Origin of the sequence: Streptomyces sp. NPDC127068 (genome assembly GCF_042724695.1) — a bacterium.
Lineage (GTDB): Bacteria > Actinomycetota > Actinomycetes > Streptomycetales > Streptomycetaceae > Streptomyces.
Genome location: NZ_JBHXEN010000006.1, coordinates 1 through 15,257 on the forward strand (window position 1 = coordinate 1; position 15,257 = coordinate 15,257).

Annotated in this window: 12 protein-coding genes; 2 read left to right on the plus strand and 10 right to left on the minus strand. The window is 74.1% G+C overall.

Going from position 1 to position 15,257, the window contains the following annotated elements; all coding sequences use genetic code 11:
• Positions 1-215: 215 nt before the first annotated feature.
• The 7 genes from cobT to ACFWIA_RS05015 all read right to left on the minus strand — a co-directional run bounded on the left by cobT (position 216) and on the right by ACFWIA_RS05015 (position 11,106).
• On the minus strand, positions 216-4,874 hold the full coding sequence (gene cobT / locus ACFWIA_RS04985) for a nicotinate-nucleotide--dimethylbenzimidazole phosphoribosyltransferase (RefSeq protein ID WP_387000489.1): 4,659 nt from the start codon (positions 4,872-4,874) through the stop codon (positions 216-218).
• A 366-nt stretch (positions 4,875-5,240) separates the two neighbouring features.
• Complete coding sequence (cbiE, locus tag ACFWIA_RS04990; protein WP_387000491.1) at positions 5,241-6,446, minus strand: precorrin-6y C5,15-methyltransferase (decarboxylating) subunit CbiE; 1,206 nt, start codon at positions 6,444-6,446, stop codon at positions 5,241-5,243.
• Between the two features lie 240 nt (positions 6,447-6,686).
• Positions 6,687-7,325 carry a GNAT family N-acetyltransferase gene (locus ACFWIA_RS04995; protein ID WP_387000493.1) on the minus strand — a complete coding sequence of 213 codons (639 nt, stop codon included), beginning with the start codon at positions 7,323-7,325 and terminating at the stop codon, positions 6,687-6,689.
• Positions 7,326-7,495: 170 nt separating this feature from the next.
• A complete protein-coding gene (locus tag ACFWIA_RS05000) occupies positions 7,496-8,323 on the minus strand; it encodes a MetQ/NlpA family ABC transporter substrate-binding protein (protein WP_387000495.1) in 828 nt (275 codons plus the stop codon).
• Between the two features lie 58 nt (positions 8,324-8,381).
• Complete coding sequence (locus ACFWIA_RS05005) at positions 8,382-9,212, minus strand: MetQ/NlpA family ABC transporter substrate-binding protein (RefSeq protein ID WP_387000498.1); 831 nt, start codon at positions 9,210-9,212, stop codon at positions 8,382-8,384.
• A gap of 92 nt (positions 9,213-9,304) precedes the next feature.
• Positions 9,305-10,069, minus strand: coding sequence for a methionine ABC transporter permease (locus tag ACFWIA_RS05010; RefSeq protein ID WP_387000500.1), 765 nt, complete (start codon positions 10,067-10,069; stop codon positions 9,305-9,307).
• A complete protein-coding gene (locus ACFWIA_RS05015; protein ID WP_387000502.1) occupies positions 10,066-11,106 on the minus strand; it encodes a methionine ABC transporter ATP-binding protein in 1,041 nt (346 codons plus the stop codon). The genes ACFWIA_RS05010 and ACFWIA_RS05015 overlap by 4 nt, the downstream gene beginning before the upstream one ends.
• 597 nt (positions 11,107-11,703) lie before the next feature.
• Here ACFWIA_RS05015 and ACFWIA_RS05020 point away from each other — a divergent pair.
• Both ACFWIA_RS05020 and ACFWIA_RS05025 read left to right on the plus strand, forming a co-directional pair.
• Complete coding sequence (locus ACFWIA_RS05020; protein ID WP_387000503.1) at positions 11,704-12,063, plus strand: hypothetical protein; 360 nt, start codon at positions 11,704-11,706, stop codon at positions 12,061-12,063.
• Position 12,064: 1 nt separating this feature from the next.
• Complete coding sequence (locus tag ACFWIA_RS05025; protein ID WP_387000505.1) at positions 12,065-12,514, plus strand: hypothetical protein; 450 nt, start codon at positions 12,065-12,067, stop codon at positions 12,512-12,514.
• A 46-nt stretch (positions 12,515-12,560) separates the two neighbouring features.
• On the opposite strand, the gene ACFWIA_RS05030 is transcribed toward ACFWIA_RS05025, so the two are convergent.
• From ACFWIA_RS05030 to ACFWIA_RS05040, 3 genes are all read right to left on the minus strand, one after another.
• On the minus strand, positions 12,561-13,058 hold the full coding sequence (locus tag ACFWIA_RS05030; RefSeq protein ID WP_387000506.1) for a GNAT family N-acetyltransferase: 498 nt from the start codon (positions 13,056-13,058) through the stop codon (positions 12,561-12,563).
• Positions 13,059-13,095: 37 nt separating this feature from the next.
• Positions 13,096-13,629 (minus strand): RNA polymerase sigma factor, encoded by a 534-nt coding sequence (locus ACFWIA_RS05035; RefSeq protein ID WP_387000507.1) that lies wholly within the window; start codon positions 13,627-13,629, stop codon positions 13,096-13,098.
• A gap of 74 nt (positions 13,630-13,703) precedes the next feature.
• Positions 13,704-14,954 (minus strand): glycerophosphodiester phosphodiesterase, encoded by a 1,251-nt coding sequence (locus ACFWIA_RS05040; protein ID WP_387000509.1) that lies wholly within the window; start codon positions 14,952-14,954, stop codon positions 13,704-13,706.
• Positions 14,955-15,257: the final 303 nt, after the last annotated feature.

Below are 15,257 nucleotides of genomic sequence, written 5' to 3' on the forward strand. Positions count from 1 at the left end.
CCGGACGTGACAGGGCGCCCGTGGACAGGGGTTCCCGCTGGTCAACGATACGGTTTCGCTGGTCAAGGCCGTGGTCGGGGCCGTCCCCGGGGCGTCGGCACCGGGGCTCGGCGGGACGCCCCGCCGAGCCGGTGCCGAGCGGGGCGGTGACGGGCCCGGCGATCCGGGGGAACGGCGGCCGGTCGCGCGGCCGTGCTCCCCCGGATCGGGGCGGGTCACTTCTCGGTGACCCCGGCGGAGTCGAAGGTGGCCACCTCGTGCATCGCGCGGGCCGCGCTCTGGACGAGCGGCAGGGCGAGCAGCGCGCCGGTTCCCTCGCCGAGCCGCAGGTCCAGGTCGACCAGGGGCCGCAGTCCGAGCTTGTTGAGGGCCGCGACGTGGCCCGGCTCGGCGCTGCGGTGGCCGGCGATGCACGCCGCGAGCGCCTCGGGGGCGATGGCCCGGGCGACCAGGGCCGCCGCACCCGCGCTGACGCCGTCCAGGATGACGGGGGTGCGCAGGGAGGCGCCGCCCAGCACCAGGCCCACCAGTGCGGCGTGTTCCAGGCCGCCGACCGCGGCGAGCACGCCGATCGGGTCGGCCGGGTCCGGCTGGTGGAGTTGCAGCGCACGCCGGACCACGTCCGTCTTGCGGGCCAGCGTCTCGTCGTTGATGCCGGTGCCCCGACCGGTGACCTCCGCGGGGTCGGCCCCGGTGTACACGGAGATCAGCGCGGCCGACGCGGTGGTGTTGGCGATGCCCATCTCTCCGGTGAGCAGCGCCCTGTTGCCCGCGGCCACCAGGTCGCGGGCGGTCTCGATGCCGACCTCGATGGCCGAGGTGACCTCTTCGCGGGTCAGCGCGGGCCCGGTGGTCATGTCGGCGGTACCGGCGCGCACCTTGCGCGGCACCAGGCCGGGGGCGGCGGGCAGGTCGGACGCCACACCGACGTCGATGACGCACACCTCGGCGCCGACCTGCTGGGCGAAGGCGTTGCAGACCGCGCCGCCGCTGAGGAAGTTGGCGACCATCTGGCCGGTGACCTCCTGCGGCCAGGGGGTCACGCCCTGGGCATGCACACCGTGGTCGCCCGCGAAGACCGCGACGGCGGCCGGCTCCGGGATCGGCGGCGGGCACACCCGGGAGAGGCCGCTGAGCTGTGCCGAGATGATCTCCAGCATGCCGAGCGCGCCGGCGGGCTTGGTCATCCGCTTCTGCCGCTCCCACGCCTCGCCGAGCGCCTTGGCGTCCAGGGGGCGGATGCCGGCGACGGTCTCGGCGAGCAGGTCGTGCGGCTCCTCGCCCGGCAGGGCACGGCGCCCGTACGTCTCCTCGTGGACGACCCAGGACAACGGGCGGCGCTGGGACCAGCCGGCCTGCGCGAGCTCCGGCTCCTCGGGGAACTCGTCGACGTAGCCCACGCACAGGTACGCGACGACCTCCAGGTGCTCGGGGAGGTCGAGGGCGCGGACCATCTCGCGCTCGTCGAAGAAGCTGACCCAGCCGACGCCGAGGCCCTCGGCGCGGGCCGCGAGCCACAGGTTCTCCACGGCGAGCGCGGAGGAGTACGGGGCCATCTGCGGCTGGGTGTGGCGGCCGAGGGTGTGACGGCCACCGCGGGTCGGGTCGGCGGTGACGACGATGTTCACCGGGGTGTCGAGGATCGCCTCGATCTTCAGTTCCTTGAACTGCTTGGCCCGGCCCTTGGGCAGCGACTTGGCGTACGCGTCGCGCTGGCGGGCGGCCAGTTCGTGCATGGCCTGCCGGGTCTCCTCGGACCGGATCACCACGAAGTCCCAGGGCTGGGAGTGGCCGACGGACGGCGCCGTGTGCGCGGCTTCCAGGACCCGCAGCAGGACCTCGTGCGGAATGGGGTCGGAGCGGAACCCGTTGCGGATGTCCCGGCGCTCGCGCATGACCCGCAGCACCGCCTCGCGCTCGGCCTCGTCGTATCCCGGGGCGGCGGGGCGGGCGGCCCGGGGCGCTTCGGGGGCGACGGAGTCGGCGGGAGCGGTCGGTTCGGCGGGCTCGGGTGCCTGGTCCTCGGCCGGGGGCGGGGTGGCCGCCGGGCCGGTGGGGGCAGCGCCGCGGTCCTGGACGGAGACGGTGACGGTGTCCGCCTCCGTACCCGCGTCGGGGCCGCCGGGCTCGTCGTCGGCGGAGTGGGTGGGCAGGCTGTCCGGAGTCTGCGCGGGGGTCTCCGCCTCGGCTGCTTCGGCGCCTTCGGGGACGTCGGTCCCCTCGGCGCCTTCGGAGGCATCGGTCGCGTCGGTGGCGGGTGCTTCTTCCTCGGTGCCGGTGGGGGCGTCCGGGGCCTCGGCCGGCTCGGCGGCTGCCTCGGGGGTGACCGGGGCGTCCGGGGTCTCGGCGGGGGGCGCCTGGTCGGCGGGGGCCTGAGCGCTCGCGGGCTCCGGAGCCGCCACGGCTTCCGGCGCGCTCTGCGCCTCGGCGGGAGCTGCGGTGTCGGCCTCCGCCGTCACCTCGGCCTCCGCGGACGGCTCGGGGGTCGCTTCCGGTGCGTTCGGCGTCGCCTCGGTGGCCGGGACGGCGGGTGCTTCGGCGCCCTCGGCCGTGGCTACGGGGGCTTCGGCGGCCGGGACACCGGTCGGCGTCTCGTCAGCCGCTGCCTCGGCCGGGGACGCGGGCGCGGTGGGTGCGGGGGGCTGCGTGGGGGCCTCGTGCGGCTCAGCCGGTGGTGCCGCGGCGATCTCGCCGGTGGGCGCGGTGGGCGCCTCGGTGGCGGCGGGGGCCTCGGCGGGCGGCTCCTGCTGGGCAGGGGTGGCCGTCTCGGGTGCATCGGCCGGGTCCGGCCCTGCCGCGGGGGCGTCGGTCGCCGCCTCGGGCGCGGCCACGGCCGGAGTCGGCTCGGCGGGGGGCTCCTCGGGGGAGGGCTCCTCGGGGGCAGTGGCTTCGACGGGTGCCGCGGGCGTTGCTTCGGCAACCGGGTCCGGGGTGACCGGCTCGGGCACGGCCTCGGCCGCCGCGGGCTCGGCATCGGGGACGGCGGCCTCGGGAGCGGTGGCCTCGGGGGAATCCGGCCGGGCCGGTGCGACCTGGGCCGGGTCCGCGGTCGCGACCGCGGCCGGGGCGGTGACCGCGTCGGACGGCGGGGTGGCGGGCTGGTCCTGCACGGGGGCGGGGGCGGGCTCGACAGCGCCGGGCGCGACCCCGGCGGGGGTGGTCGGGGTCCGGTCGGCGGCCGGTTCAGCGGTGGTGGCCGCGGACTCGGGCTGCGGGTCCACGGGTCCGGCCGCCGGGGCGGCCTCGGGCTCCGCCGCCGGAGCGGGCGTCACGACCGGGGCGACGGGCGCGGGCGCGACGACCTCGGCGACGGTCTCCGGCGCGGGGGCCTCCGACACCGCCGGCGCGGCGGGTACGGGCGGCTCCTGCTGCGGAGGCAGGACGAGGGCGTGCGGCGGGGTCGGCGCGAGGTGCGGCGTGGAGGGCACGGAACCCGCGACCGGGACGAACTCCCCGACCGGGGCCGGAGTTTCGACCACCCGTGCCTCGTGGACCGGCGCCTCGTGGGCCGGGGCTTCCTGGGCGGGCGCTTCCTGAACGAGCACGTCCTGGATCGGGAACGTGCCGGTCGCCCGGGCCACCGCGGCGAGCGCGGCATCGGGCGCGGGGGTCACCGGCGCGACACTCACGGGCGCGGCGGCTTCGTGCGCTGCGGGGGCCATCCGCACGCCCCGGCCTTCGGTGGGGTCCCCGACCGGCTGCGCACCGGCAGCGGGGGTCGCCGCCCCGACGGCCTGGGCGGCCGGGGCGGATGCGTCGCCGTCCGGGCGGACCGTCGTCCCGGTGGACGGCTGCGGCTCCGCGGCGGGGGTGGGCGACGGGGTCTCGACGGGGAGCACGGGGGCGGGGGGCGCGTCGGTCACCGGGACGCCGGTCGTGGCCACGGGCGCGGACACCTCGGCCGCGGGCATGGTCTGGGCGCCCTGCGGGGCGGTCCCCCCCGGGTGCAGCAGCTCGTTCCGGCCCAGGGTGGCCCCTGCGGATGCGGGCGGCGGACCCCAGGGGGCACCGGCCTGCGGGGGGATCTCGGCGAGTTGGGGGCCCGGCAGCGGGTCCGCGGCGCGCTGGGGCTCCGACTGCTCGAGAGCGTCCGGCTGCTCAGCCTGCGGGCTCTGCCGGCGGGCCTTGACCGCACCCCGACGGGAGCCGGCGGGTCCCCGGTCGGCGAGCGAGCGCACCGGGCTGGAGGCGGTGTCCGGGGTGGGCGGACCGAGGTGCAGGGGGCGGCGGGGAGCGCCGGGTCCCTGGCCGGGCGCGGGGTGCGCGCCGGGGGCTCGACCGTCGGACACCTCGACGGAGGCGCTGTCGCGGCCGGCCGTCTCGTGCGGTCCTGGCTCGTGCCCGGTGGCGGCCCGGGGTGTCTCGGGACCGGCCGCGGGCGCCTGGGCGGCGGGGGTCGGTGTGGGGGGTTCGGCGGTCACGGGTGCGTCGGCCTCGTACGGGTTCGGGGGCTCGTCGTCGTCCGGTGTCTCCAGCGAGGTGGGCACCGAGAGGACGGGGGCGGGCCCTGCGGGCGCGGTGGGGCGCGGTTCGGCGGAAGCGGCGGCGGGCAGAGGGGACGCGGTGGGGTCCCCCGGCTGTGCCGGGGCGGGGCCCGGCGCCGGGGCACCGGTGGTGTGGACCACCGGCGGGTAGGTGTCGGCCGCCGGGGCGATGGGGAACACTCCGGAGCCGCTGCGGCCCTCGATCCACGCGCCCTGCGAGCCGGGCATCAGGAGTTGGTCGTCGTCGTGGGGCTCGGCGTGCTCGGGGTACGGTCCGGGAACTCCGGGGCCCGGCTGCGGTGCCGTCCGGCCGCGGACGGACGCGGCAGTGGTCCCCTCGCCGGGGTGGTCCGGCAGTGCCTCGTCCGGAATCCGGCCGGTGTCGGTCATGCGTACCCCTCGCCCATCGGTAGTGCTTCTACGACCGTCCCGGCCCCCGCCGGTCGGCGCGCCCGGACCGGGCGGCGTCCGACCGCCCGTCCGGAGAACGAGCGGGCGCGCCGCGCGGCACGTGCCGACGGCGCAGGCGGCGCCGTCACAAGGCATTGTCCCGGTTGGCCCCCACCTCGGCACGTAGTTCCCGGAACGGTCCCCTGTTGGACTGCTGGACTGCGCCACGTCGCGCGTCCTTGGCCTCTGCCGTACCACAGTCCACCCAAAACGGGCGGGATTTCTGGACATTGGGTCACGAATGAGCCAGGGGTCCAGTGCGGTACAACGATCGTCCAGCCTACCTCGCGCGCACCGCCGCGGCGTTCAGGGGGCGCGGTCCGGGAGGTGTCCGGAGAGGAGGAATCCGACCGTCCGTTCCTTCTCCGTCCAGGCGCGGGTGTCGAGTTCGACGGACTGGAGGAGGGCGCATTCGACTTCGTACCCGTGTTCGACCAGGTCACGACCGATGCGTTCGGCGGCGTCCCGGGTCGCGGCGTGCGTGACGATCCGGCCGGGGCGCCGATCGGCGACGGCGGCGACGACGGGGGCGCCGCCGCCGCCGATCCGTACGACGTCGGGCTCGGGCAGCGTCTCCAGGACGTGCGGGGCGCGACCGTGGACGGTGTGGAGCTGGACGCCGAAGCGGCGGGCGGCGGCCGCGGCGCGGGCGCAGTTGTCGGGGTGCTGGTCGACGGCGATCACGGCCGCGCCGAAGCGGGCCGCCTCCACGGCGAAGGCGCCGCTGGCGGAGCCGATGTCCCAGACCAGGTCGCCGACGCGGGGGCCGAGGCGGGCGAGTTGGGCGGCGCGCAGTCGTGCGTGCTCGCTCTCGCGCAGTCCGTGGCCGTAGGCGTCGGCGGGCAGGGCCCAGCCGCGCGGGCCGGCGCCGGGGTCGCGGCCGGCGATCCAGCCGGGTTCGGTGGCGGACGTCCCGCCGATGGAGATCACCACGTTGGGGTCGCGCCAGCTGCGGTCGGCGGCCTTGTCGGAGGTCATCACGGTGACCCGTTCGCGGTCGGTGCCGAGTTCCTCGCAGACGACGAAGGTGCGGTGCACGCCGTCGAGGAGGAGGCCGAGTTCCGCGGGGCCCGCGCCGGGGGCGGTGAGCACGGCGACCTTGGTGTGGGCGCGGCACACGTTGACGGCCCGGCGCAGGGTGCGGCGGTGGGCGACCACGACCTCGGCGTCGTCCCAGGGCATCCCGGCCCGGGCGAACGCCTGGGCCACCGCGGAGGTGGCGGGCACCACCTCGACCTCCAGGCCGAACTCGGGGTCGCGCAGGGCGCGGACGACACCGAAGAAGCCCGGGTCGCCGTCCGCGAGGACCACGGCGGTGCCCCGGTGGGCGGCGATCCGACGGGCGGCGAGGGCGAAGCTGCCGAGACGGATGCGTTCGGCCTGCTCGGGCACCTCGGGGAAGGCGAGGTGGTGCGGGGCCCCGGCGACCAGGGTGGCCACCGCGAGCGCCGAGCGAGCCCCGGCGGGGAGGGGTGAACCGTCCCAGCCGATCACCGTGACCCGGTCGGCCATCGTCGTCAGTCTCCAGGGGTCGAGGCGGTCGGCACGGTGTCCGGGCGGCGGTGCGGGACGTGGCGGGCGCGGGGGCGCGTGGGGGTGGGGCACCGAGGGGAACGGGGCGTGCGCGGAGCAGGGCGCGGGAGCGTGACCGGACGGCGGGAGGGTGCCGCGCGCGATCGGGCACCGTGAGCGTACCGGGTGCGGACGTCCGGTGCCCCCGGTGTGCACGGGCCGGCCGGGGAGGGGTTCCGGTCAGTTCCAGTCGGTGAAGGCCGTGTAGGCGCCGGCCTCCGCGAACTGCTCGCCGGAGCCCTCCAGGTCCTCGGGGAGCAGGCTCCACACGATGAGGTCGGTGCGCTGGTCGATCCAACCGTCGTCATCGGTGCGGGCACGCGCTATCCGCGCGCCGCGCAGGACCCCTTCGCTGATGCAGCCGATCTTCTGCGCGACCTGTTGTGCGGCCGTGTTGGCGGCGGCCGTCCGCAACTCCAGGCGCTCGAACTTCTGGTCGTGGAACAGCCACCCGGCGGTGGCGAGCGACGCCTCGCAGGCATAGCCCTCGCCGCGCGCCCAGGGGGCGGTGGCGTAGGCGAGTTCGGCGGACCGGACGCGCCAGTCGACGGCGCGCAGCCGGACGGTGCCGACCAGGCGCTGGGTGAGGAACTCCGTCACGGCGAAGGCGATGCCGTGGCCGCCGGTGCGTGTGCCCGGGGCCCCTTCGGTGATCCAACTGCGGGCGTCGTCCTCGGTGTACGGGTGCGGTGCCGAGCCCCACATGACGACGAGTTCGTCGTTCATCATCTCGGTCAGGGCCGGGGCGTCCACGTCCTCGAAGGGGCGTAGGACCAACCGTTCCGTGCTGAGGGAGATGTCGGGAAAGGTGGTCGTCATGGCGCCGCTCCGTAACCTTCAGGAATCTTCAGGTCTCTGTTGAGTGGACCAGCATGCAACATCTGCGGGCGCCGACGCACCACGGGGCCGCCGTCGGACGGGGGCGCGGGCGTGGTGCGGGCGGGCCCGGGGCGTCGCGGCGCGGTGGCCGAACGCCCCGGGCGCCGGGGTCAGCCGCGTCCGACGGGGAGGACGGAGCCCTGGTAGGTGTCCTCGATGAACTTCGCGACCTCGGGCGAGGTCAGCAGGTCGGCGAGCTTCTTGACCCGGGGGTCGTCCTCCTCGCCCTTCTTCACGGCGAGGACGTTGTTGTACGGGTTGTCCTTGGCGGTCTCCAGCAGGATCGCGTCCTTCTTCGGGCTGAGGCCCGCGTCCAGGGCGAAGTTGTTGTTGATGACCGCGGCATCGACGTCGTCGAGGGAGCGCGGCAGCTGCGCCGGGTCGAGTTCCTTGAACACCAGCTTCCTGGGGTTCTCGGCGACGTCGGCGGGGCTGGCGTCGGGGCCCGCGTCCGCCTTCAGTTCGATGAGGCCCTGGGAGGCGAGGAGCTGGAACGCCCGTCCCTCGTTGGTGGTGTCGTTGGGCACCGCGACGGTCGCCCCATCCGGCAGGTCGGCGAGGTCGTCGACCTCCTTGGAGTACACGCCCATGGGCGGCAGGTACACCTCGGCGACGGGGACCAGGTCGGTCTTCTTGGACTTGTTGAAGTCGTCCAGGTAGGGCTGGTGCTGGTACAGGTTGGCGTCGAGCGAGCCCTCCTGGAGGGCGGTGTTCGGCAGGACGTAGTCCTGGAACTCCTTGATCTCCAGGTCGAGGCCCGCCTTCTCGGCGAGTTCGTCCTTGACGTGGGCGAGGACCTCGCCGGCCGGGACGGGGGTGACGCCGACGACCAGGGCGCCGTTGTCGTCGCCCCCGGACGAGCCGGAGCCGCAGGCCGTGAGGGCGACGGCCAGTGCGGTCCCGGCCGCCGCGGCGAACAGGGTTCGGGTGGTGCGCATGGGGGTGGTACTCCGCTGCTGAGGGGTGCGAGGGGGAGGGGGTGCCGGGTCCGCCGGATCAGAAGGCGGGGATGACGGCGCCGTCGTACTTGTCCTCGATGAACTTCTTCACCTCGGGGGAGGTCAGCAGCTTGGCGAGCTTCTTGACCCGGGGGTCGCCCTCGTCGCCCTTCTTCACCGCGAGGAAGTTGCCGTACGGGTTGTCCTTGGCGTCCTCGGCAGCTATGGCGTCCTTGGCGGGGCTGAGCTTCGCCTCGATGGCGTAGTTGCCGTTGATCACCGCGGCGTCGACGTCCGACAGGGCCCGGGGCAACTGCGGGGCCTCCAGCTCGCTGAACTTGAGGTCCTTCGGGTTGTCGGTGATGTCCTTGGGGGTCGCCGCGAAGCCGACGCCTTCCTTCAGCTTGATGACGCCCTTCGCGGCGAGGAGCTGGAGGGCGCGGGCCTCGTTGGTGGTGTCGTTGGGGACCGCGATGGTGGCCCCCTTCTTCAGGTCGGCGAGGTCCTTGACGTTCTTGGAGTAGACGCCGAGCGGCTCCAGGTGGACCGTGGCACCCGGGACGGGCACGATGTCGGTGCCCTTCTTCTTGTTGAAGTCGTCCAGGTACGGCTTGTGCTGGAAGTAGTTGGCGTCGAGCTCGCCCTCCTGGACCGCGGTGTTCGGGGTCACGTACTCCGTGAACTCCTTGACCTCCAGCTCCAGGTCCTCCTTGGCCGCGAGGTTGTCCTTGACGTAGGCGAGGATCTCGCCCTGCGGGGTGGCGGTCGCGGCGACCTTCAGGGGCCCGTCGGAGCCGGAGTCGGAGTCGTCCGCACCGCAGGCGGTGAGGCCGAGGGTGAGGGCTCCGGTGGCGAGGACAGCGGTGGTGATCTTGGCGGTGTTACGCACGAAAAGTGCCTTTCTCCATGGTGCTGGTCCCGGCGGTCTGCGCGGGACGCGTGGGTGGGCGGCGGCGGTGCGGTCGGCACCGCCGGCCGAGGTCAGGGGACCTTGAGGGGGTCCAGTTCGGCGCTCGCCGGAGCGGCGCCGCCGGAGGGCGGCGGGGCGGCCCGCAGCAGGCGCAGTCGGGGCGCGGACCCGGCGCGGCCTGCCCTGCGGTGCAGGGAGCGGGCGGCGAAGTCGCCGGCGAACTGGATGAGGGAGATCACGACGGCGAGCACCGCCACGGTGATCCACATCAGTTCGGTCTCGAAGCGCTGGTAGCCGTAGCGGATGGCGATGTCGCCGAGTCCTCCGGCGCCGACCGTGCCGGCCATCGCGCTGTAGCCGATGAGGGCGACGACGGTGGTGGTGGCACTGGAGATCAGCGAGGGCAGCGACTCGGGGACGAGGACCTTGCGGACCACCGTCCAGGTGTTGCCGCCCATGGACTGCACGGCTTCCACCAGACCGCCGTCCACCTCGCGCACCGCGGTCTCCACCAGGCGGGCGAAGAACGGGATCGCGCCGATCGCCAGCGGGACGATCGCGGCCTCGCGGCCGATGGTGGTGCCGGTGATCGTCCGGGTGAAGCCCATGAGGGCCACCATCAGGATGATGAACGGCATCGAGCGGGCGATGTTGACGACCTGCCCGATCACCTTGTTCACGACGGTGTTCTGGAGGAGGCCGCCCCGGTCGGTGAGGACCAGGAGGACGCCGAGCGGCAGTCCGCCGACCACGGCGATCACCGTGGACCAGCCCACCATGTACAGGGTGTCCCAACACGCCTGCTCCAGCAGCGGCCACATCTCGGACCAGGTCACTTGGCACCTTCCTTCACCAGGGTGGACCGCTCGGTCCGCTCGACGACGTCCACCTGGAGGCCCTGCTCGCGCAGGAAACCGACCGGTACGACGTTGTCCTCGTAGCGGCCGGGCAGTTGGATGCGCATCCGACCGACCTGCTTCCCGGCGACGGTGTCCATCGCGGCGCCGAGGATCGAGATGTCGATGTTGTAGGTGCGGGAGAGCTGCGAGATGACGGGCTGGGTGGCCGCCTCGCCGTGGAAGGTGACGTCCACGACGGTCCGGTCGGGCCCGGTGGCGTCCCCGCTGACGGGGAAGAGGGCGGTGGCGAGTTCGGAGCCGGGGGTGGCGAGCAGTTCGCCGACCGTTCCGGACTCGACGATCTGACCGTGCTCCATCAGGGCGGCGGAGTCGCAGATCGACTTGACGACGTCCATCTCGTGGGTGATGAGCAGGACGGTCAGACCGAGCTGCCGGTTGAGGTCGCGCAGCAGCTGGAGGATGGAACGGGTGGTCTCCGGGTCGAGGGCGCTGGTCGCCTCGTCGGAGAGCAGGACCTTGGGGTCGCCGGCGAGGGCGCGGGCGATGCCGACGCGCTGCTTCTGGCCGCCGGACAGCTGGGCGGGATAGACCCGGGCCTTGTCCGAGAGCCCGACGAGGTCTAGCAGTTCGAGTGCCTTGCGGGAACGTTCCTTGCCGGAGACGCCGAGGATCTCCAACGGCAGTTCGACGTTGTCCTGGACGGTGCGCGTGGACAGCAGGTTGAAGTGCTGGAAGACCATGCCGATCCGGCTGCGGGCGTCGCGCAGGGCCTTGCCCGCGCGGGGACCGCGACCGGCGAGTGCCGTGAGGTCCTGACCGTCGACCGTCACGGTGCCGGCGGTCGGGCGTTCGAGGAGGTTGACGCAGCGGATGAGGGAGGACTTGCCGGCGCCGCTCTGTCCGATGACGCCGTACACCTCTCCTTCCCGTACGTGGAGGTCGACGCCGTCGAGGGCGGTGACCTCGCGACCGCGCGAACGGTAGACCTTGGTGAGGCCCTGGGTGGTGATCACTGGGATTCCGTCACTGTCGAGTGCGCGACGCCGTGGTGGGCGCCGGGCACGGGGCATACGTCTTCAGAACGCGGCACGGTTCTCGTGGTGGCGGTGGTGCGGGGGGAGAAACGTGCGCTCGGGGCAGGCGGGTCCGGCCGACGTGAGGTCGGGGACACGGCTCGACCGTCTCGCTTCGGGGCGCGAGGCTGGTGGTGCGGGGGCCCTCAGAAGGCGCACATTCGACACATACAAGCAGCACCGGGCGTCATCATCGCCTCGGTCGCAAGGGTGCGGCTGCTCGTCGTGGTCATGCGGGCAAGTAAAGCAGACGTCAGGGCGGTGTCCACCCCCTCTGTCCGAATAGCGGACGCTCTTGGACAATCCCTGGACACCCGCCCGTACCCCCGCCAACGCCCGCAACCCCGCCCGTCACCAGCCGGTACGGGACCCTCCGGGCATGCGCGCGTCCCCGGTGCGGCCCGGCGCGCACCCGGCGACTGTGGCCAAGACCACGGTCCGGGGGTGCGGAGCGCGCGACGGGCGCGCCCCGGCGAGCCGGTCGTGCGCGGCGGGGGCGGCGCGGGCCCGCGCCCGGCCGCGTAATAGGGTCACCGCATGCTTGCTGCACTGACGATCGCGACCGCGGTGGCCGCGCTCGTGCTCGCCGCCTGGTGCGGTTTCGCCGCGTACCGCGACCAGCCGACCAAGGACTGGCACTTCATGGGCATGGCCGTGGTGTCGGTCATGGCGCTGGCCCAGCTGGTGATCGGCGTCGTCCAGCTCGCGCGCGGCGAGGAACCGGTGAAGGGCACGGCGATCTTCGTGGGGTACCTGATCGGTTCGGCGTGCTGCGTCCCCGCCGCCGGATTCCTGTCGCTGGCCGAGCGCACCCGCTGGGGTTCGGTGACCGCGGCGGCCGGTGGCGTGGTCCTCGCGGTCCTCCAGGTACGGCTCTACGACATCTGGGGAGGCTGAGGTGGCGGGGACGACCGAGCAGGACGCGCCGAGCGCACGCCGGACGCTGATCAGCGGGCCGGGCACCCTGCTGGTGTGGTTGTACGGGGTGATGGTCGTCGGCGCGGTGTCGCGCTCCGCGGTGCAGATCGCCACCGACTTCGCACGGGCCCCGCTGGCCTACACCCTGTCCGCGATCGCCGGACTGGTGTACGGGTTCATCACCTACTCGTTGGTGCGCGGCGGCGAGCGGGCCCGGCGGGCCGCGCTGGTGTGCTGCGCGGCCGAACTGGCCGGGGTGCTGGTCGTGGGCACCTGGACGCTGGTCGACCCGTCGGCCTTCCCCGACACCACGGTCTGGTCCGAGTACGGGATGGGCTACCTCTTCATCCCGGTACTGCTGCCCCTGACCGCCATGTACTGGCTGCGGCGGGCGCGCACCGCGCCGTCCGCGGCCCCCGGGACGGGCTGAAGACACCCGTTCCGCGGCGGCGGGTGGCCCGCCGCCGCGGAGTCGCTCAGGCCGTGGCGGCCAGCAGGCCCACGGTCTTGGTGAGGGTGACGACGGTGAGCCGGTCGTCGATCTCCCGGGTGCCGACGGGCGCGTACCCGTGCTTGCGGTACAGCCGCAGGTTGCGGTCGGAGCGGTGGCCGGTGAACAGCTCGAAGCGGGTGGCCGTGCCCGCCGCGCCCAACCGTTCCTCGATCGCGGCGAGCAGCCGGCCGCCGAGCCCGTGCCGGCGCATCCGGGGGTGGACGATGAGCTTGCCGATGTGGGCCACGCCCACCGCGTCCACCGTGCCGCGGACCGAGGCCACGACCTCGTCGCCGAGCCGGGCGACCAGGACCAGGCCCGTGCTCAGTTCCGACCGGAGGGACGCCAGCGGTTGGGTGAGCGGCTCGATGGAGTAGTCGCCGTAGAGCTCCGCCTCGCTCTGGTAACACAGGTACTGCAACTTCAGGATCTGTTCGGCGTCCTGCTCCGTCGCCGCAGAGATGGTCACGCTCATGCCCATGTGCGCATGCCTCCCGCTCACCTGCTCCACCGGTTGTCTAACGCACCCTTCCCCGCGGGTCGGGAACCGCAACCTCCGCCGCGAGCATTCTGCGCAGACATCCCAGGCATCGGGAACGTTCCGGCCCCAGGCTCCCCTGTGAGATACCCAACTCCCCTGCGATTTCGCGGTACGTCAGCCGGTCCGGCGAGAGGAAGGCGAGCACCAGCCCACGACAGCGCGCGGGCAGTCGCCGGACCGCGGCGCGCAGGGAGCGACGCAGGTCGGCGGCGAACGCGAGGTCCTCGGGGTCCCCTTGCACCGCGACGGGCAGTCGGGTGCCGCAGGGCAGTTCGCGGCGGGCCGCGCACCGGGCGCGGTGGGCCTCCGCGCGGACGGCGGCACGCAACCAGCGGGCGGGGTCCACCGGCGGCCCGACGGCGTCCAGGTGTTCGAACAGGCGCAACCACACGTCCTGGGTGAGGTCCTCGGACGGGAACCCGGGGCGGTCCGCCTCGGCCGCCACCGCGCGGGCGAGCAACGGGGTGAGGTCATCCACCAACGGGTGCGGACGGGGGGTGGGGTGGCTCATGTGGACCAGGGACGTCGCCGGCCCGGTCCGGGTTGCCGGGGCGGCACCGATTCAGTCGCACGGGGGCCGACGGCTCAGCGGTTGACGAAGTCGGCGCGGGCCAACAGGGCGGTGTCGGGGTGGTCGGTGAAGATCCCGTCGATGCCGGTCGCGAAGTACCGGCGGAAGGCGCCGAAGGCGTCGCCGTAGCCGTCCGGTTCGGTGCCCCTGCGGTACTCGGCGGGGAGGAAGGGGTTCTCGTTGCGCAGGGTGTAGGGGTGCAGGAGCAGTCCGGCGCGGTGGGCGTCGGCGACGAGCGTCGTCGGCGTGGTGAGCCGTCCCGCCGCGTCCCTGGGGATCACCAGGTCGAGGGTGGGGCCGATGCCCCGCGCGTAGGAGGCGATCCAGGCCAGTCCGGACGGGGTGACCAGGTCGGCGGTGGTGCGCGGGTCGCCCCCGACGACGAAGTCCCACGGCCGCGATCCGGCGCCGGCCAGCAGCACGACCCCCGGAGTGTCCACGAGCCGGGCCAACCGCCGGACGCTGCTCGGCTCGAAGGACTGGACGAAGGCGGGCGCGTCGCGGCGGTGGCGACCGTACCGGCGCAGCAACCGGGCGAGCCGTTCCTCCAGCCCGAGGCCGAGTCCGCGGAAGTAGGTGGGGTGTTTGGTCTCGATGTGCAGCCAGACCGGTTCGCCGCGCCGACGGCCGGTGCGGTCGGCCCACTGGAGCACTTCCTCCAGGGTGGGCACTCGCCACCGGCCGTCGTAGAGGGTGTTGTGCGGCCGGTTCGCCGGGATGCGCTCCGTGGCACGCAGGGTCCTCAGTTCGGCGAGCGTGAAGTCCTCGGTGAACCAGCCGGTGATCCGGGTGCCGTCGATGGTCTTGGTCGTCTCGCGGTCCGCGAACTCGGGGTGGTCCGCCACGTCGGTGGTGCCGGTGATGTCGTTCTCGTGGCGGCACACCAGATGGCCGTCCCGGGTGGGGACGATGTCCTGCTCCACGACGTGGGCGCCCAGGTCGACGGCGAACTGGTAGGCGCCGAGGGTGTGTTCGGGACGGTGACCGCTGGCGCCCCGGTGGGCGATGACGGTGGGTACGGGGAGTGCGGCGCCGTCTCCCCTGCGCGATCGCCGGGCGGCCGAGGCGGGCGCCCCCAGGGCCAGTGCCGTTCCCGCAGCCGCCGTTCCCGCAGCCGCCGCGCCGAGGAGCGCCCGCCGACGGGGAGCGGCGCGCCCCGCTCCTGCCCCTCCCGCACCAGCCGTATCAGCCGTATCAGCCGTGGAGTGCGGGCGGTCGGTGCCGTCCGGGCGCGGTGCGTCCGGGGCTCCTGCTCGGGTACCCATCGCGTGCTCCCTCCGACGGGCGCCCTGTCGGTGCGCCCGTCCCGTGTGCGTGGCCGTCGTGTGCGGTGCCGATCGTAGGAGCGGGACGGTGACCGTCGAGGGACCTGCGGTGGAACACCGGTCGGACCGGAGCGGTACGGCCCGTGGCGCACCCCCGCCGACCGAAGGACCCTGCGTTACGTTTGATCGACACCGCGTGACCATTTCGTAAACCCGATGTGCGCGGGACGGTGACGCGCGAGTATCGTCCTTCACCTGCACGGACTGCTCGCGGATTCCGTGACCGGCGCACCCAAGAATCCC